At 71.2% G+C, this 15,921-nt stretch carries 20 protein-coding genes and 1 pseudogene; 4 read left to right on the top strand and 17 right to left on the bottom strand.

Features of this window, described 5'->3' with window-relative positions:
* Positions 1 to 2: 2 nt before the first annotated feature.
* Positions 3 to 812, top strand: a complete 810-nt coding sequence (locus BLW09_RS06410) for a ParA family protein (RefSeq protein WP_089916681.1) — start codon at positions 3 to 5, stop codon at positions 810 to 812.
* A 106-nt stretch (positions 813 to 918) separates the two neighbouring features.
* Here the strand turns inward: BLW09_RS06410 and BLW09_RS06405 are convergent, their stop codons facing one another.
* The 8 genes from BLW09_RS06405 to BLW09_RS06370 form a co-directional block, all read right to left on the bottom strand.
* A complete protein-coding gene (locus BLW09_RS06405; RefSeq protein ID WP_018191394.1) occupies positions 919 to 1,470 on the bottom strand; it encodes a MerR family transcriptional regulator in 552 nt (183 codons plus the stop codon).
* Between the two features lie 132 nt (positions 1,471 to 1,602).
* Positions 1,603 to 2,295: a transcriptional regulator FtsR gene (gene ftsR / locus BLW09_RS06400; protein ID WP_089909985.1), complete on the bottom strand. Its 693-nt coding sequence runs from the start codon at positions 2,293 to 2,295 to the stop codon at positions 1,603 to 1,605.
* Positions 2,295 to 2,801 carry an FHA domain-containing protein gene (locus BLW09_RS06395; RefSeq protein ID WP_269457907.1) on the bottom strand — a complete coding sequence of 169 codons (507 nt, stop codon included), beginning with the start codon at positions 2,799 to 2,801 and terminating at the stop codon, positions 2,295 to 2,297. The genes ftsR and BLW09_RS06395 overlap by 1 nt, the downstream gene beginning before the upstream one ends.
* Positions 2,794 to 3,426, bottom strand: coding sequence for a CDP-alcohol phosphatidyltransferase family protein (locus tag BLW09_RS06390; RefSeq protein WP_089909981.1), 633 nt, complete (start codon positions 3,424 to 3,426; stop codon positions 2,794 to 2,796). Before BLW09_RS06390 ends, BLW09_RS06395 begins: the two co-directional genes overlap by 8 nt.
* A 10-nt stretch (positions 3,427 to 3,436) precedes the next feature.
* On the bottom strand, positions 3,437 to 4,267 hold the full coding sequence (locus BLW09_RS06385; RefSeq protein WP_089909977.1) for a DUF72 domain-containing protein: 831 nt from the start codon (positions 4,265 to 4,267) through the stop codon (positions 3,437 to 3,439).
* A complete protein-coding gene (locus BLW09_RS06380) occupies positions 4,267 to 4,671 on the bottom strand; it encodes an RNA-binding S4 domain-containing protein (protein ID WP_089909974.1) in 405 nt (134 codons plus the stop codon). The genes BLW09_RS06385 and BLW09_RS06380 overlap by 1 nt, the downstream gene beginning before the upstream one ends.
* A gap of 1 nt (position 4,672) precedes the next feature.
* Positions 4,673 to 5,191 carry a hypothetical protein gene (locus tag BLW09_RS06375; protein WP_089909970.1) on the bottom strand — a complete coding sequence of 173 codons (519 nt, stop codon included), beginning with the start codon at positions 5,189 to 5,191 and terminating at the stop codon, positions 4,673 to 4,675.
* A 42-nt stretch (positions 5,192 to 5,233) separates the two neighbouring features.
* On the bottom strand, positions 5,234 to 6,070 hold the full coding sequence (locus BLW09_RS06370) for a DUF1295 domain-containing protein (protein WP_231947101.1): 837 nt from the start codon (positions 6,068 to 6,070) through the stop codon (positions 5,234 to 5,236).
* 108 nt (positions 6,071 to 6,178) lie between these two features.
* On the opposite strand from BLW09_RS06370, the gene BLW09_RS06365 reads away from it, so the two are divergent.
* Positions 6,179 to 6,478: a hypothetical protein gene (locus tag BLW09_RS06365; protein ID WP_089909965.1), complete on the top strand. Its 300-nt coding sequence runs from the start codon at positions 6,179 to 6,181 to the stop codon at positions 6,476 to 6,478.
* Positions 6,479 to 6,488: 10 nt separating this feature from the next.
* On the opposite strand, the gene BLW09_RS06360 is transcribed toward BLW09_RS06365, so the two are convergent.
* Positions 6,489 to 6,878, bottom strand: a complete 390-nt coding sequence (locus BLW09_RS06360; protein WP_089909962.1) for a VOC family protein — start codon at positions 6,876 to 6,878, stop codon at positions 6,489 to 6,491.
* A gap of 49 nt (positions 6,879 to 6,927) precedes the next feature.
* Positions 6,928 to 7,875, bottom strand: coding sequence for a nuclease-related domain-containing protein (locus tag BLW09_RS06355; protein WP_089909959.1), 948 nt, complete (start codon positions 7,873 to 7,875; stop codon positions 6,928 to 6,930).
* A 147-nt stretch (positions 7,876 to 8,022) separates the two neighbouring features.
* Between BLW09_RS06355 and BLW09_RS06350 the strand changes: the two genes are divergently transcribed.
* Positions 8,023 to 8,403: a glyoxalase superfamily protein gene (locus BLW09_RS06350; RefSeq protein ID WP_089909957.1), complete on the top strand. Its 381-nt coding sequence runs from the start codon at positions 8,023 to 8,025 to the stop codon at positions 8,401 to 8,403.
* Here BLW09_RS06350 and BLW09_RS06345 read toward each other — a convergent pair.
* Genes BLW09_RS06345 through BLW09_RS06320 form a run of 6 tightly spaced genes read right to left on the bottom strand, consistent with a single transcriptional unit; the run spans position 8,400 to position 13,587 of the window.
* Complete coding sequence (locus tag BLW09_RS06345) at positions 8,400 to 9,281, bottom strand: prenyltransferase (RefSeq protein WP_089909954.1); 882 nt, start codon at positions 9,279 to 9,281, stop codon at positions 8,400 to 8,402. The genes BLW09_RS06350 and BLW09_RS06345 overlap by 4 nt on opposite strands.
* Complete coding sequence (locus BLW09_RS06340) at positions 9,278 to 9,601, bottom strand: lycopene cyclase domain-containing protein (RefSeq protein ID WP_089909951.1); 324 nt, start codon at positions 9,599 to 9,601, stop codon at positions 9,278 to 9,280. Before BLW09_RS06340 ends, BLW09_RS06345 begins: the two co-directional genes overlap by 4 nt.
* Positions 9,598 to 9,957, bottom strand: coding sequence for a lycopene cyclase domain-containing protein (locus tag BLW09_RS06335; RefSeq protein WP_089909949.1), 360 nt, complete (start codon positions 9,955 to 9,957; stop codon positions 9,598 to 9,600). The genes BLW09_RS06340 and BLW09_RS06335 overlap by 4 nt, the downstream gene beginning before the upstream one ends.
* Positions 9,954 to 11,546, bottom strand: coding sequence for a phytoene desaturase family protein (crtI, locus tag BLW09_RS06330; RefSeq protein WP_089909947.1), 1,593 nt, complete (start codon positions 11,544 to 11,546; stop codon positions 9,954 to 9,956). The genes BLW09_RS06335 and crtI overlap by 4 nt, the downstream gene beginning before the upstream one ends.
* Positions 11,543 to 12,466, bottom strand: a complete 924-nt coding sequence (locus BLW09_RS06325; protein WP_089909944.1) for a phytoene/squalene synthase family protein — start codon at positions 12,464 to 12,466, stop codon at positions 11,543 to 11,545. The genes crtI and BLW09_RS06325 overlap by 4 nt, the downstream gene beginning before the upstream one ends.
* The gene (locus BLW09_RS06320) at positions 12,463 to 13,587 is read right to left on the bottom strand and encodes a polyprenyl synthetase family protein (protein ID WP_231947100.1); all 1,125 of its coding nucleotides are present in this window, start codon (positions 13,585 to 13,587) and stop codon (positions 12,463 to 12,465) included. Before BLW09_RS06320 ends, BLW09_RS06325 begins: the two co-directional genes overlap by 4 nt.
* 75 nt (positions 13,588 to 13,662) lie before the next feature.
* On the opposite strand from BLW09_RS06320, the pseudogene BLW09_RS19300 reads away from it, so the two are divergent.
* A pseudogene (locus BLW09_RS19300) lies at positions 13,663 to 14,073 on the top strand (MarR family winged helix-turn-helix transcriptional regulator); the annotation flags it as partial.
* A gap of 124 nt (positions 14,074 to 14,197) precedes the next feature.
* Here BLW09_RS19300 and BLW09_RS06310 read toward each other — a convergent pair.
* Entirely contained in the window at positions 14,198 to 15,805 is a 1,608-nt protein-coding gene (locus BLW09_RS06310; RefSeq protein WP_089909941.1) for an SDR family oxidoreductase, read from the bottom strand.
* Positions 15,806 to 15,921 lie beyond the last annotated feature (116 nt).

The following is a 15,921-nucleotide window of genomic DNA, read 5'->3' as shown; positions in this document are numbered from 1 at the left end:
TCGTGCACGTACTCAGCGTTAGCTCCCTCAAGGGCGGTGTCGGAAAGACGACGGTGACGCTCGGTCTGGCGTCGGCGGCGTTCGCGAAGGGCCTCAGGACGCTGGTCGTGGACCTCGACCCGCAGTCGGATGTCTCGACCGGCATGGACATCCAGGTCGCCGGTCACCTCAACGTCGCCGACGTGCTCGCCTCCCCCAAGGAGAAGATCGTGCGCGCGGCGATCGCCCCGTCCGGCTGGACGAAGGGCCGCTCCGGCACGATCGACGTCATGATCGGCAGCCCGTCCGCGATCAACTTCGACGGGCCGCACCCGAGCATCCGCGACATCTGGAAGCTCGAGGAGGCGCTCGCCAACGTCGAGCACGACTACGAGCTCGTCCTCATCGACTGCGCGCCGTCGCTCAACGCACTGACCAGGACGGCGTGGGCGGCGAGCGACCGCGTCGCCGTCGTGACCGAGCCCGGACTCTTCTCCGTGGCCGCCGCCGACCGCGCGCTGCGCGCGATCGAGGAGATCCGCCGGGGACTCTCCCCGCGCCTCCAGCCGCTCGGCATCATCGTCAACCGCGCGCGTGTGCAGTCCCTGGAGCACCAGTTCCGCATCAAGGAGCTGCGCGACATGTTCGGGCCGCTCGTGCTGTCGCCCCAGCTGCCGGAGCGAACGTCGCTGCAGCAGGCGCAGGGCGCGGCGAAGCCGCTGCACGTCTGGCCGGGCGAGAGCGCCCAGGAGATGGCGCACAACTTCGACCTGCTGCTGGAGCGCGTGCTGCGCACCGCCCGCATCGGCGAGTACGCGAACGCCCCCTCCTGACCCGGGCTCACGCCCTCCGTCGAGTCCGCACAAATTCCACGCTTCCGGGGTCCGGAGCGTGCAATCTTTGCGGACTCGACGGAGGTGCGGAGCGCGAGGCGGGGGGCTAGGAGGCGCGGGTGCGCGCGGCGCGACGAGCGGCGAGCTCGTCCATGGCGTCCGTCTGCGTGTCCAGCTCGACGAGGCTCGACTCGACCTCGCGCAGCACCTTGCCGACGGCGATGCCGAAGACGCCCTGGCCGCGGCTGACCAGGTCGATGACCTCATCGTTGGACGTGCACAGGTACACGCTCGCGCCGTCGCTCATCAGCGTGGTCTGGGCGAGATCGTTCACGCCCGACTCGCGCAGCTGGTTGACCGCGGTGCGGATCTGCTGCAGTGAGATGCCGGTGTCGAGCAGGCGCTTCACGAGCTTCAGCACGAGGATGTCGCGGAAGCCGTAGAGGCGCTGCGACCCGGACCCGGCGGCGCCGCGGACGGTCGGCTCGACCAGTCCGGTGCGGGCCCAATAGTCGAGCTGGCGGTACGAGATGCCGGCCGCGCGGGCGGCGACCGCACCGCGGTAGCCGTTCACATCGTCCATCTCGGGAAGGCCGTCGGTGAAGAGGAGTCCGAGGTCGTACCGGGCGACGCCGTCTTCACGACTCAGTTCGCTCATGTTGTTCGCCTCTCACCCCGGGTTGTGGATCGCGCGTCGCATCCGCGTCGCTTCATCCACGGTACCCATGCGGCGGTCGCCGGGCAACGACATCCGCCCTTTCGGTTTCGGCGTGTCGAGGCGCGGGGGCCGTCACGGCCGCAGCCGGGCGATGGACGAGCGGATGATGCTGCCGCGCACGACGTCGAGCTGCGCCGCGATCTCGCGGGCGAGTTCGGCCGTCCTGGCCTTGCTGCTCACGTCGTTGCGGCGCGCGATCGGGACGAGCGCGGTCTCGATGAGTCCGATCTCGCGCTCCGCCGCCGCACGGAATCCGCGGAGGTGCCGCGGCTCGATTCCGCTGCGACGCAGCTCGGCGAGCGCCCGCAGCACGGTCAGCGCCTCGTCGCCGTAGGCATCGGACGCGGGCAGCAGCGAGGCGCTCACCGCATCCTGCAGCAGTTCGGCGTCGGCACCCGCCTCACGGAGCAGCTCGTCGCGGCGGTAGCGGCGCGTGCCCGCGAGGATGGACCCCGTCGGTGCGGTGCCCGGGAACGCCGGGTCCAGCCCGGCGTCGAGGTCGGCGAAGTACTTCTTGATGACCTTCAGCGGCAGGTAGTGGTCGCGCTGCATCGCGAGCACGGCGCGCAGCCGCTCGACATCGGTCGACGAGAACTTGCGATAGCCCGAGGGCGTCCGAGCCGGCGACACCAGCCCGCGCTCCTCGAGGAAGCGCAGCTTCGACGACGACAGGTCCGGGAACTCGGGGGTGAGCCGTGCGAGGACCTGGCCGATGCTGAGCAGGGCCGGAGCGCCGTCGGCGGCCCTGGTGGCCGGCCGGGCCACTAGCCGTTCGCCGCTGCGGCGAGGTCGTGACGCGAGGCGTAGAACGTGAGGCGGAACTTGCCGATCTGCACCTCGGCCGAGTCGGCGAGGAGCGCGCTCTCGATCCGGACGCCGTCGTAGTACGTCCCGTTGAGGGAGCCAAGATCGCGCACCTCGAAGGAGGTGCCGCGGCGGGTGAACTCCGCGTGGCGGCGCGAGACCGTCACGTCGTCGAGGAAGATGTCCGCGTTGGGATGGCGGCCGGCCGTCGTGACGTCGGCATCGAGGAGGAAGCGGGCGCCCGAGTTCGGCCCCCGTCGCACGATCAGCAGGGCGGAGCCGGACGGCAGGGCGGCGATGGCCTCCTGCTCCTCCGGCGACACCTCGCCCGAGGGGTACATCTTCGAGATGAACTCCTCGCCGAAACGCGCGGTCGTGTCCTCGTTGCCCGCCGCGTCCCGCAGGGGGCCCTTGGCGGCGTCATCGGCTCCGTCGGCCGGACCGTTCGGGTGAATGTCTTCAGGCACCGTCTACCTCCTTGCCGTCCAGCGTATCCGATCGCGGGCCCGTGTCATCGGCCGGAAGGCGGATTACCCGTGCCGTCTCCCGGATGTACAGGATGCCGGCCCACCAGTACAGGAACGCGCCCCACAGCGCGAAGGCCCAGCCGAGCGGGAGGGAGAAGGGGGCGAGGGGCGCGAACGCCTCCCCCAGCATGAGCAGAGGGAGCGCCCAGAACAGGCAGAAGGTGGCCACTTTTCCCAGATGGTGGACGGGAAGCGGGCCGAAGCCGTTGTTCGCGAGGATCACGCCGAGGACGGCGAGCATCACATCCCGGGCCACGATGACCACGAAGAGCCACCACGGGATGACCTCGCGCCAGCACAGCCCGATGAGCGCCGCGAAGATGTAGAGCCGGTCGGCGGCGGGGTCGAGCAGCTGCCCGAGTCGCGACACCTGGTGCAGGCGGCGGGCGAGGAAACCGTCGAGGAAGTCGGTCACGCTGGAGAACACCAGCACGAGCAGGGCGAAGCCGTCCTCCCCGACGATGACCAGCCACAGGAACACCGGGACCAGCGCGAGCCGGAGGAAGCTGAGCATGTTGGGGATCGTCCACACCCGCGAACTCACCACGGCGCTCTCACCCTGCACCCTCCCGAGTCTAGTGAGGACGCGGCGTCCAGTCGGCAAGACGGTCGCGCAGGCCCATGGCGTCATAGGGGGCGCGCACCTTCACGTCGTTGTCGAAGTACGCGTACACATCCATCCCCCGCCGGAGGACGTCGCCCAGTTCGGCAGCCCAGCGGTCGAGCGACTCGTCGGTGTATCCGCTGGTGTACAGCTCCTCGTCGCCGTGGAGCCGGACGTAGCAGAAGTCGGCGGTGGTCTCGCGGATGACCGGATAGCGCCCCGCGGCGTCCGCCAGCACGATCGCGACGCCGTGCGCGCGGGCGAGGGCGGTGAACTCCGGCACGTCGAAGGACGCGTGCCGCACCTCCACCGCGTGCCGAAGCGGCCGCTCCTCCCCCGGTGTCAGGTGCGTGCGGTCCTCCTCCAACGTCGTCTCGCGCGCGAGTTCCGCCGCCTCGGCGGTCGTGCGGGGCAGCATCCCGAGGAAGGCGTCGACCTCGGCGGGATCGAACGCCAGCGTGGGCGGCAGCTGCCACAGCAGCGGCCCGAGCTTCTGACCCAGGGCGAGCACCCCGGAGGCGAAGAAGTTGGCGAGGGCGCCCCTGGCGTTCTTCAGGCGCAGGATGTGGGTGATGTAGCGGCCGCCCTTGACCGAGAACACGAAGGAGTCCGGGGTGCGCTCCGCCCACATCCGGTAGCTCGTCGGGCGTTGCAGGGAGTAGAAGCTCCCGTTGATCTCGATGGAGTCGAGGCGTTCCGCCGCGTACTCCAGCTCGAGGCGGTGCGGCAGCTTCGGCGGATAGAACACGCCTCGCCACGGCGCGTAGGTCCAGCCCGAGATCCCGACGCGGGCGAACGCCATCAGCGGCCCCTGAGCTGCTCGAGGAGCCGCCGTTCCCGCTTGGTCGGGCGCCCGGCGCCGCGCTCGCGCAGCACGGCGGCCGGCGCCTCGGTGCGCGGTGGCGGCGGCGGAGTGCGGTCGTCGAAGCAGTCGGCGGCGGCCGCGGCGCTCAGCCGCTTGGTGATGAGGCGACGTGCGATGTAGATGCGCTCGACGCCGCCGACGAGAGCGCGGACCTCATCGCCGACCTTCACGGGCTGGGCGGGCTTGGCCCGCTCGCCGTTCACCTTGAGGTGACCCGCTTTGCAGGCATCGGACGCCGCCGAGCGCGTCTTGAACAGCCGGACCGCCCAGGCCCAGGAGTCGACGCGGACGCTGGACCGCGCTGCGGCCTGGGGCGACGCGTGCGGGGCGGAACCGGCCATGTCAGGCCACCGGGACCGGGCGGCTCTCGTCGGCCGGCTGCGCCTCGCCAGCCAGGGCGACCGCGTCGGCCGCCTGTCCTTCCTCGGCCAGCGACGCCTTCCACTTCACGAGGCTGCGCACGGTGCGGCTGCGGTCGGACGCGAGCTTCTCCATCACATCCGCTGGGACGAAGTAGTTGACGGCCACCCAGCCGCGCACCGTCTCGGAGCGGTCGTCGGCGAGCTCGCGCAGGATGTCGCACGGCGTCGCCTCGTTCTTGGCGACGCAGCCGCGGACGCCGGCGTCGGGATCCTTCGCGAGCGTCGCGAACAGGTCCTCCGGTGTGTTGTAGCTGCTGGCGACGGCCTCCCGGATCTTCGGATTCGGGTCGGAGGCGAGCAGCCGCAGGCGGCGCAGCTTGCTCTCGGTCACCTCGGGGGCCGGGTGGAGCGCTGCGGCCTCTTCGGCGGTGAGCATGGCCGGCCGGTGGTTCTGCATGGCGCGGCGCTGGGCGGGGGTGTTGAACCGGATGCAGGACATGCTTCCACCGTAGCCCGGGTTCTCAGCCGCGGGCGGGGTCCGTCACCGCGATTCGGGCGACACGCGCGGCCTGTCCGCACCGCGCCCGGGGAGCCACGGGATGACGGGCGAGGTGCGCGCCTGGTACGCCGCGTACTCCGGGTACCGCGACAGGCTGATGCTCTCGGTGAACACCGTCGAGCCGATGAACAGCGCGGTCAGCAGCAGCGGGCCGAGGACCGTCCATTGGAGGAACGATCCGGCGGCGACGCAGCCGAACAGGAAGAGCACCCACCACTGCGCCTGCTCGAAGAAGAAGTTGGGGTGGCGCGAGAACCGGAACAGCCCCGACTGCAGGAAGCGCGGCGACGGCTCGCGGCCGGCCGCCACCTCCAGCTTCTTCCAGCGGTGGAAGTTCCACTGCTGCTGGTCGGCGATGGTCTCGCCGGTCAGGAGGAAGAGGAAGACTGCGGCGAGGATGACGTCCAGCGCGTTCAGCGGTGTCCGGTGCTGGTAGGCGGTCCACGCCGGGAGCGCGATGAGCAGCAGCAGGATGTTCTGGTAGACGACGATGAAGAGGAGGTTGAACAGCTGGAACGCGCTCGGGCTCATCCGCCCGCGCAGCACCACCCAGCGGTAGTCCTCTCCGCCCGGGGCGTATCCGCCCTTCCGCGCGAAGTTGAAGGTGAGCCGGGCTCCCCACAGGGTGACGAGGACCGCCATGAGGTCGAGGCGGGCGTCCGCGAGACCGGCCGCTCCTGCGAACACCCACACGTACACCACGGGCACGATCGACCAGATGCGGTCCACCCACGAGTACTCACGGGTGATCAGGGACAGCACCCAGGTCGCCGCGCAGGCGGCGGCCAGGATCCAGAGGGAGACGATGAAGGGGTCCACGTGCACAGTGTAGAACTCCCGTGCGGCCGCCGTGACTTGGTCGGGATGCCGCTGAGCGAAACCCGTGGAGGGCTCGATCTCCCAGCGGGAGACGCTTACCGTGTCAGCGTGTCGATTTCCCGTCCCCACGCGTTCCGCGCCGTGCTCCTCGGCGACGACGGAGTACCCGCGAACACCCTGACGCTCCCGAGCGACGTGGATGTGCCTCCGAACCGCATCCGGGTGCCGTCCGACTTCGCCGGCGCCTCCGCATTCGATGTCTACGAGCTGGTCGACGACCGGTCCTGGCCGGACGAGGCGACCTTCCAGCTCGTCTCCACCGTCCCGCGCTCGACGGACGACCTGCCGGAGCACGAGCGCGATCTGCTGCAGAGCGGCGACCTCGACAGCGACGACGAGCGCGCCTGAGCCCCGCGCGTCAGTTCTGCAGCACCGAGAGAACGTTGCCTGCCGGGTCGCGGAACCAGGCGATGTCCGGTCCGCGATCGGCCGCCCGTCCCCGCAGCACGCCCTTGTCGTCGGTCGGCAGCGACGGATCGTCGTAGATCGCCGTCGCGACTCCGCGGGAGTTGAGGTCGTCGACCGCGGCATCGATGTCCGCGACGACGAGGTTCAGGATGGTGAAGGTCGCCGGCGTGTGATCGGGCTTCGGGTAGATGAAGACGTGACCGCCGGACGGGAGCTCGAGGTCGAGGTTGCCCATCGGGCCGTCGTGGATGGCGAGCCCGAGGGTCTCGCCGTAGAAGGTTCTGGCGGCGGCGATGTCGTCGACGCTGAAGCCGCTGAAGATCTCGAGTGGGGTGACCATGGCGTCCACTCTGCTCGCGCGGGCCACGGTGTGTCTAGAGCGTGTGCGCTCAGACGAACCGCACGGCCTCCTGCAGCCGCGTCCGCAGCTCGAACGCGCGGTCGACGCTCTCGCGCCCCGCTGCGTCGGCGCCGTCGCGGAGCAGCCGCGGCAGGAGCGACCGCCGGACGAGGATCGAACCGCTCAGCCGGCCGCGACGCACGACGTCGAAGGGGACGTCGAGGTCGTCGTCCGGCACGACGATGATGTACCCGGTGAACCGCACGCCGGCCTGCCGCCCGAAGCTCTTGGCCGCGTGGTACAGGTCGTGGAAGGGCTCTTCGTCGGGGCCGACGCCCTCGCCGACCACCTCGCCCTTCGCCAGCTTCACGGGGGCTCCCCAGTCGGCCGAGCGGATGGCGAACAGTCCGGCTGGGCCGAGCACGATGTGGTCGATCTTGGCGTCGGTGGAGGGATGGACCGCGACGTCGTTCCAGATCGTGAAGCCGATGCCGAGCCCGGAGACCGCGCGGGCCGTCGCCTCCTCGGCGAGCGCGACCGCGAGCAGCTGGCGGATCTCGCGCGGAGCGGAGCGCACCAGCGCGGGGTCGTACGGGTCGCGGTCGTCGGTGCCCCGGCCCATCCACTCGCGCATGAGGGAGAGGAAGCGTTCGCGCGAGCGCCCACCCGGGTGCCCGTAGCTGCGGGCGCGGACGGTCGCGCCGCGCGAGGACGCATGAGCGGTGTGGAAGGTCGCGCTGAAGCCGCCGCCCGCGGAGTCGCCGGCCACGGCATCCACCGTGATGCTCTCTCCGCGGTCGTATCGCGCCCGGTCCTCCGGGTCTCCGACCAGCTCCCACGCCCGCTGCACCGCCTGGAACGCGGCCGCTGTGCCTCCGGTGTCGGGATGGGTCTCCCGCAGCAGCCGCCGGTACGCGCGACGCAGATCGTCGTGGCTCACATCCGGGCGGACGCCGAGGACCTCGTAGGGGCTCGGGGCGGCCGGGGAGTCGCTCATCGCTGGGGCGTCGCTTTCGGTTCTGGCTGGGCGGGAGATTACGACGATAGCGCGCGTGGCCGCGAAAACGCCGAAATCCGATTGCGGCCGGAAACTGACCGCATCGGCTTCTAGCCTGGTGACAACCGAACACGAAAGGGTGTCACCATGACCATCAGCGACTGGCGTATCGAGCTCATCATCCTCCCGGTGACGGACGTCGACCGGGCCAAGGCCTTCTACGTGGACGCGCTCGGCTGGAACGCCGATCACGACCAGCGCGTCTCGCCGGAGCTCCGCTTCGTGCAGATCACGCCTCCCGGCTCCGCGTGCTCCATCGCCTTCGGCGAGGGCCTGACCGACATGGCGCCCGGAACGATGAAGGGACTCCAGATCGTGGTCCCCGACGCCGACGCGGCCCTGGCCCACCTCACCGAGCACGGCGTCGAGGCGCGCGGCGTCGCGGACCTCGCCTGGGGCCGGTTCGTCGACTTCACCGACCCCGACGGCAACGCCTGGACGCTGCAGCAGCTGCCGAAGCGCGACTAACGCACCTGCACCCACACGATCAGCAGCATCGTCACGACGAAGCCGCACGCGTAGTTGATCCAGAGGAAGCGGCGCCAACCGCGGTTCGCGATGCTGGACTCGGCGTCCGGCACCGACCAGAACGGTGCGGCGGCGGCGATGTACGGGATGGCAAGCACGGCAGCGAGCGGTCCGGGCCAGGCGGTGAACAGCATCGCCACGCCCGCGGCCGCCCACGCGCCGATCGCCAGCCGGACCGTCGCCGCCGCGCCGATCGCCGTTGCGATGGAGGAGATGCCGCCCTCGCGATCGGGGACGACATCCTGGACGGCGCCGAAGGCATGGCTGCCGACGCCCCAGAGGAAGAACGCCAGCAGCACCAGCCAGAGCTGCGGGGTGAAGGTCGCGCCGGCGAGCACCAGTCCGTACAGGGCCGGGCTCACGAAGTGGACGCTGGAGGTCGCCGAATCGAGGAACGGCACCTCCTTGAACCGGAGACCCTTGACCGAGTACGCCAACACGGCGAACAGCGAGAAGGCCAGCACGAGCCACGAGAGCGGCGACCCGACGATCACCAGGTAGACGACGAACGGGATGGTCGTCACCGCCGCCGCGATCAGCGTGCGCCGGTGCGCCGACCGATCGAGGAGCGCCCCCTCCGCGCCGCCCTTCCGCGGGTTGCGGAGGTCGGACTCGTAGTCGAAGACGTCGTTGATGCCGTACATCGCCAGGTTGTACGGGATGAGGAAGAAGATCGTCCCGACGACGAAGGTGGCGTCCACCCGCCCGGTCGTCAGCAGGTAGGCGGCCGCGAACGGGAACGCGGTGTTGATCCAGCTGAGCGGGCGCGACGCCAGCACCAGCTGCCGGAACGGGGCTGCCGGGGCCACGGCGGTCACGACCCGCTCCGCCGCCGCCGGGTCAGCAGCCAGAGAGCGGGCAGCAGCAGGAGGCCGGCGATCGGATAGGCGAAGTCCTCGAGCGGCACAAGGCCCAGGCGGACGCCGCTGATCCGCGCACCGTCGTATGTCATGAATCCCGCCCCGATCATCAGGTTGTCGAACACCGCTGTCAGCACCAGGATGACGACAGCCGCAATGGCGACCGGACCCCACCAGCGACCCACGAGACGAGCGCGGTCGCGGGCGGTCGCGAGAGCGACGGCGAGCACCGCCGCCGCGATCAGCAGGAAGACGATGCTGAGCAGCGCGTACGTCACCGGGCACTCTCCCGCTCCGGCTCCCGGCGGCGGCCGGCCCGGCGCCGCGCATCCAGCACGGCCCGCGCGCCGAACACGGCCACCAGCGTCAGATAGCAGAGGAAGAGGAGGAAGAAGACCTCTTCCAGCGGCAGCTCCGGAGCGAGCTCCACGCCGGTCATCAACGGCGACTCTCCCCGGGCGAACACGCCGAGCAGGATACCGGCGGCATCCCACGCCAGGAAGAAGGCGAGGCCGAGGCCGAGGCCGATCGCCGCCCGGCGCGCATCCCGCCAGAAGACCAGCCGGAAGCGGGCGTCGAGCAGCACCATCGCCGCCAGCGAGATCAGCAGGCAGCCGAGGTAGAGGAAGGTCACGGCACCCGCTCCGCCTGCGGGGCGGGAAGGGGCTCGGGCAGCGGACCCGCACCGCCGTCGCCGCGCAGCCGCTTCAGCACCAGCTCGGCGCTGATCAGGCACATCGGGAGGCCGATGCCGGGGATCGTCGAGCATCCCGCGTACAGCAGGCCGTCGACCTTCTTCGATGCGTTACCGGGGCGGAAGAACGCGCTCTGCCGCAGGGTGTGGGCGGGGCCGAGGGCGCCTCCGCTCCAGGCGTTGAACTCGGTCGCGAAGTCCTCCGGGCCGACCGTGCGCCGCACCACGATGCGGTCGGCGAGATCCGGGATGCCCGCCCAGGCGGAGATCTGAGCGATGGCGGCGTCGGCGGCGCGCTCGATGGCACGGTCGCCCGCTCCGTTCATCCCGCCGGCGCCGAGCGAGACGTCGGCGGGGACCGGGATGAGCACGAACAGGTTCTCGTGCCCCTCCGGCGCGACGTCGGGATCCGTCTCGCTCGGCATGCAGACGTACAGCGACGCCGGGTCGGGGATGCCCGGGTCCGGCCCGTAGATCGTCTCGAAGTTCGCCTTCCAGTCGGTGGTGAAGAAGAGGTTGTGGTGCGTCAGCTGCGGCAACCTCCCGCGCACGCCGAGCATGGCCAGGACGACGCCGGGTCCCGGGTCCCGGCGCTCCCACGTCTTCTCGGGGTGGGTGCGCAGCGCCTCGGGCAGCAGAACGGTCTCGGTGTGGTGCAGATCGGCGCCCGACACGACGACATCCGCGTCGATCGAGTGCAGAGCGCCGGACGCGTCCCGGTAGTCGACACCGGATGCCCGCGGACGCGGCGAGGAGTCCGTGGTGCGGATGGCGACGACCCTGGCCCCGGTCTGGATGCGAGCGCCCGCGTCCTCGGCGAGCGCGGCGATCCGGTCGATCAGGGCGGCGAAACCGCCGAGCGGATACCGCACGCCGTCGTCGAGGTCGAGGTGGCTCATCAGGTGGTACATGCTGGGCGCGCGGTCGGGCGATGTCCCGAGGAACACCGCGGGGTAGCCGAGCACCTGGCGCAGCCGGACGTCGCGCACGAAGCCGGCGGCGTAGCGGTCGAGCGGCTCCAGGAGGAGCCGGGCGAGGCGGGGCAGCCGCCGCACCAGGTCTCCGGCGAGCAGCGGGCGGAGGTCGGCGAAGGTGCTGTAGAGGAAGCGGTCGACGGCGAGACGGTACGTCTCGGCCGCTCCGGCCAGGTAGCGGTCGAGACGAGCGCCCGCGCCGGGCTCCTCCCGCTCGAAGACCGCGCGGTTGGCGGCGCCGTCGGCGAGGATGTCGAGCGGCGGCCGGCCGTCCTCCGAGAACACGCGGTAGCCGGGATCGAGGGTGACGAGGTCGAGCTGCTCCGCGGTGGAGGTGCCCATCAGCCGGAAGAAGTGGTCGAAGACCTCGGGCATGAGGTACCAGGACGGCCCGGTGTCGAAGCGGAAGCCGTCGTGCTCCCAGGAGCCCGCCCGGCCCCCGACGGCGGCGCTCTGTTCGAGCAGGGTGACGCCGTATCCCTCGCGGGCGAGCAGGGCCGCGGTCGCGAGACCGGCGATCCCGCCGCCGATGACGACGGCGGTCTGCCCGCTCATGGCCGCGATCCTGAGGCGGAGCGCGGCAGGGCCGCCGAGACGGTCGCCCGGGCCAGGATGGCGACCTTGACGCGCGCGGGCACGCTGATCCGGCGCGTGAGCAGCTCGCTCGCCGGCGTCATCCGGATGCGGTCGCTCAGCTCGGAGAACAGGCCGTGCGCGGCGATGATCGCCCTGCGACAGTTGTCCGGCAGCTCCGGGATGACGTCGGCCGCCGCCCCGAGGTCGCAGTCGATGTCGACGACGAGGGCGAGCTTCTGGCGCTCCGTCAGCCGGGCCGGGTCGATGCCCGGGAAGTAGCTGCGGCCGAGCTCGGTCCAGTCGACGGCCAGGTCGCGGAGGAAGTTGATCTTCTGGAAAGCGGAGCCCAGTCGTCGCGCTCCGGCCTCCAGCCTCCGCCGCGTGGCGTCCGTCACCGGATGGTCGGAGAGGAAGACCTTCAGGCACATCAGCCCGACGACCTCGGCGGAGCCGTAGATGTACTCGCGCAGCTCCTCCGCGGTGAAGTCGACGGGGCTGAGATCGCGCCGCATCGACGAGAAGAAGGGCCGGGTCAGCTCGACCCCGATGCCGGTCGCTCGTGCGGTCACCGCGAAGGCGTGCACCACGACATTGGCGCTGTATCCCGTGCGCATCGCGCGCTCGGTGTCGTCCTCCAGCGCGTCGAGCAACGCGCGCTGGTCGTCCAGGTCGAGGCCGGCCTCGGCGGCCGCGCCGTCGACGATCTCGTCGGCGACGCGGACGAGCGCGTAGACATCCTCCACGCGCGGTCGGATCTGCGCGGCGAGAAGACGGGTGGCCATCCCGAATGACGTCGAGTACGCGTGGATGATCGTGGCAGCACCCGCGTGCGCCGCCTCCGTGTAGGTGGCGAGGTCGGTCGGCACGGTGGCCGCCGGAGCCTCGGGCGCTCGAGTCATACGATCCTCCCAATGCAGGAGCGTGCCACGTCGGCGAGGGGTTCGGCCAGTGCCGGTGGGATGGACGGGGAGTCGAGCAGCGCGACCGCGCGATCGACGTGGTCGGCGAGCAGCCGCTCGACGAACCGGCGGGCGCCGCACTCCTCGAGCACGCTCGCCAGACGCCCGGCCTCGTGGGGTGCGAGGTCGCCGCGGCCCAGGGAGGGTGCGACCTCCTCCCATCGGGCCGTCCCGCGGGCGTAGGCGATCAGAGAGGTCTCCTTGCCCTGCCGGAGGTCGCTGACGATGCTCTTGCCGGTGACGTCCTCCGCGCCGAAGACCCCGAGCAGGTCGTCGCCGAGCTGGAAGGCGATGCCGACGAGCCGGCCGTACTCGGCCAGCGACGCGAGCACGTCCTCTCCCCCGCCGGCGAGCAGCGCGCCCGTCATCAGCGGCCCCGAGACCGAGTAGGCCGCCGTCTTGTGCTCCGTCATGGCGAGGACGTCCTCGAGCGCGGGGACGTCGTCGCCGAGCCGCTCCGACAGGGCGACGTCGGCGAGCTCGCCCGCCGCGGTGACGAACACGCTGTGGTCGAGGATGTCGAGGAGGCGCTCCCGCGTCCACTCGTCGGTGTCGGCCCTCGCGAGCACGGTGGCCGCCGCGTGCAGCAGCAGGTCGCCGGCGAGGATGGCGCCGGACTCGCCCCAGCGCCGGGCGCGGTGGCTGCTCGCCCCCCGGGCCACGGCGTCCGCGGCGAACTCGCCCGCGGTGTTGGGCCGGCCGCGCCGGACGGTGTCGCCGTCGATGACATCGTCGTGCAGCAGGAAAGCGGTGTGCAGCAGTTCGTAGGCCATCGCAGCGGTGCAGGCCACGTCGCGCTCAGAGCCGCCGAGTCCGCGGTACGCCAGGAGGACGAAGCGCGGGCGGATGCGCTTGCCGCCTTCGGCCGCATCCCGCGCCGACTCCCACAGCCTGCGATACGACGGGTCGTACGCGGAGGCCGCCGAGATCCGAGCGTCGAAGAAGGCTCCGAGTCGCTCTTCGACCGCTGCCAGGTCGAGCGCCAGGGCGCCGTCCCCGGCCGCCGTTCCGTCAGCGGTCGGTGCGTCAGGAGTCCGTATCTCGGGGTGCAGCTGTGTCATGCCCGGCGCTCCCTTGTCTAGCTTGGGTAGCAAATAACTTAGCACGCTTCTTACAGATGGGAATAGGATGTCCGCATGACACCGGCCCGGGATGACGCGCGACGCGACGCGAAGCGCATCTCGGCATCGCTGACCGATCCGCGCATCATCGATCCGCGACAGGAGCTCGTCCGCCACGACGATCTGAGCGAAGCGGAGATGGCGCAGATCCTGCGCCTCCTGACGGCGATGCGCGAGTGGCGCGAGGCCGACCAGCGGCTCAGCTTCGAGTCCCGCACGCACATGAAGCTCAACGAGACCGACATGCGGGCCCTGCGGTACATCATCGCCTCGATGAACGCCGACGTGCCGGTGACCGCGGGCGCGCTGTCCGACCACCTGCACATCTCCACCGCATCCACGACGAAGCTGCTGGACCGCCTCGAGCGCGCCGGGCACGTCGTGCGCCGCCCGCATCCCACCGACCGCCGCGCCGTCACGGTCGAGATCACGCCGGAGACGCACCGCGAGGTCCGCCGGACGATGGGCCTGCAGCACGCCCGCCGTTTCGAGGTGGTGCGCTCGCTCAGCCCCGATGACCGCGACACGGTGACCCGCTTCCTCCACGACCTCAGCGCGACGACGCTGGCGTCGGTCCCTGCTGCCGGGTCGGACGATCCGGCAGCGGACCCTGCGCAGGATTCCGGGTCGGATTCCGAGGCGACCCCGGCGTCGGATTCTGCTGCCGGGTCGGGCGCGCGACGCGGCTAGCCGCCTGGGGGTGCTCCGCTTCGTACACGATTCGGTTCGCCATCCCGTTGAAGATCACACCGTGGAACGGCAGGATCGCGAACCAGTAGAGCCGGCCCGACAGCCCGCGTGGGAAGAACACAGCACGCTGACGGTACTGCGACCCTCCGCCCTCCCGCGGACGGACCGCGAGCTCCAGCCACGCACGCCCCGGCACCCGCATCTCGGCACGCAGCCGGAGGCTGCTTCCCCGCTCGATGCGCTCCACCCGCCACCAGTCGAGCGCGTCGCCGGTGTTCAGGTGATCGGCGTCGCGCCGCCCGCGGCGGAGACCGACGCCGCCGACCAGCTTGTCGGCCCAGCCGCGCAGCGCCCAGGCCAGCGGGAAGGAGTACCAGCCGCGCTCTCCGCCGATGCCCTCGACGACGCGCCACAGCATCTCGGGATCGGCCGTCGAGTCGCGCTCGCGCACGTCGGTGTAGACGGTGTGGCCCGACCACTCCGGGTCGCTCGGCAGCGGGTCGCTCGGCGCGCCGGCGACCGAGGCGTCCTGCCAGCTGGTCTCCACCTCCCCCGACCGCTCGCGCGCCAGAGCGAGCCGGACGGCCCTCCGGTACGACGTCAGCCCCTCGAGCGGCGGCGGGATGACCGCGTCGATGTCGTGCTCGCGCATCACGCAGTCGTACTGCAGCGATTCGATGATGGGGACGGCGAGGCTGCGCGGGATGGGCGTCACCAGGTTCACCCACTGCGACGCCAGCCACGGGGTGAACACCGGCAGGGAGGCGATCGGCCGCTGCGGCAGGCCGGCCTCCACCGCGTACGCGTTCATCATCTGGCCGTAGCGGAGGATGTCCGGACCGCCGATGTCGAACGGGCGCGACACCTCCGGCGGGAGGTCGGCGGCCTCCAGCAGGTAGTGGAGGACGTCGCGGATGGCGATCGGCTGGATGCGGTTGCGCACCCAGCGCGGCGCGGGCATGTACGGGAGCACCTCGGTCAGATGCCGGATCATCTCGAACGACGCGGACCCGGAGCCGATCACCACGCCCGCCTGCAGCACGACCGTCGGGACGCCCGAGTCGAGCAGGATGCGGCCGACGGCCACGCGCGAGCGCAGGTGCCGAGAGAGCTCCCCATCGGGATGCAGGGCGCCGAGGTAGACGATGCGGCGCACGCCCGCCGCCTTCGCCGCCTCCGCGACGGTGCGGGCCGCCGCCGCCTCCTCCTCGTCGAAGTCTCCGCGGGCGCGCATGGCATGGACCAGGTAGTAGACGACGTCCACGTCGCGCACGGCGCGCGCGACGGCGTCGCCGTCGTGGAGGTCGCCCTCCACCACCTCCACCTGACCGGACCAGGGCACGTCCGTCAGCTTCTGCGGCGAGCGCGCCAGCACGCGCACGTCATGGCCGCGGGCGAGCAGCCGGGGGACGAGACGGCCGCCGATGTAGCCGGTGGCGCCGGTGACCAGGATGCGGGTGGGGCTCATGCGCTGGACGATACGCCCTCTCGGCGGGACGCGGACCGCCCGCGGTCAGCGCAGCAGCATCGCTCGGGCCAGCCGCTGAGGCCGGGATCTGCGTGTAGCGCATGTCACGGACGGAC

Origin of the sequence: Leifsonia sp. 21MFCrub1.1, assembly GCF_900107895.1 — a bacterium.
Lineage (GTDB): Bacteria > Actinomycetota > Actinomycetes > Actinomycetales > Microbacteriaceae > Leifsonia > Leifsonia soli.
The sequence above is the reverse complement of the archived record's forward strand: the minus strand, read 5'-3'. Positions and strand labels throughout refer to the sequence as shown.

Bases quoted from the DNA above. Each gene is read 5' to 3' on its own strand.
- crtI (WP_089909947.1), bottom strand. From the start codon at position 11,546: ATGAGCGGGCAGACCGCCGTCGTCATCGGCGGCGGGATCGCCGGTCTC.
- BLW09_RS06405 (WP_018191394.1), bottom strand. From the start codon at position 1,470: ATGAGCGAACTGAGTCGTGAAGACGGCGTCGCCCGGTACGACCTCGGA.
- BLW09_RS06320 (WP_231947100.1), bottom strand. From the start codon at position 13,587: ATGACACAGCTGCACCCCGAGATACGGACTCCTGACGCACCGACCGCT.
- BLW09_RS06360 (WP_089909962.1), bottom strand. From the start codon at position 6,878: ATGGTCACCCCACTCGAGATCTTCAGCGGCTTCAGCGTCGACGACATC.
- BLW09_RS06310 (WP_089909941.1), bottom strand. From the start codon at position 15,805: ATGAGCCCCACCCGCATCCTGGTCACCGGCGCCACCGGCTACATCGGC.
- BLW09_RS06355 (WP_089909959.1), bottom strand. From the start codon at position 7,875: ATGAGCGACTCCCCGGCCGCCCCGAGCCCCTACGAGGTCCTCGGCGTC.
- BLW09_RS06350 (WP_089909957.1), top strand. From the start codon at position 8,023: ATGACCATCAGCGACTGGCGTATCGAGCTCATCATCCTCCCGGTGACG.
- BLW09_RS06385 (WP_089909977.1), bottom strand. From the start codon at position 4,267: ATGGCGTTCGCCCGCGTCGGGATCTCGGGCTGGACCTACGCGCCGTGG.
- BLW09_RS06375 (WP_089909970.1), bottom strand. From the start codon at position 5,191: ATGTCCTGCATCCGGTTCAACACCCCCGCCCAGCGCCGCGCCATGCAG.
- BLW09_RS06380 (WP_089909974.1), bottom strand. From the start codon at position 4,671: ATGGCCGGTTCCGCCCCGCACGCGTCGCCCCAGGCCGCAGCGCGGTCC.
- BLW09_RS06325 (WP_089909944.1), bottom strand. From the start codon at position 12,466: ATGACTCGAGCGCCCGAGGCTCCGGCGGCCACCGTGCCGACCGACCTC.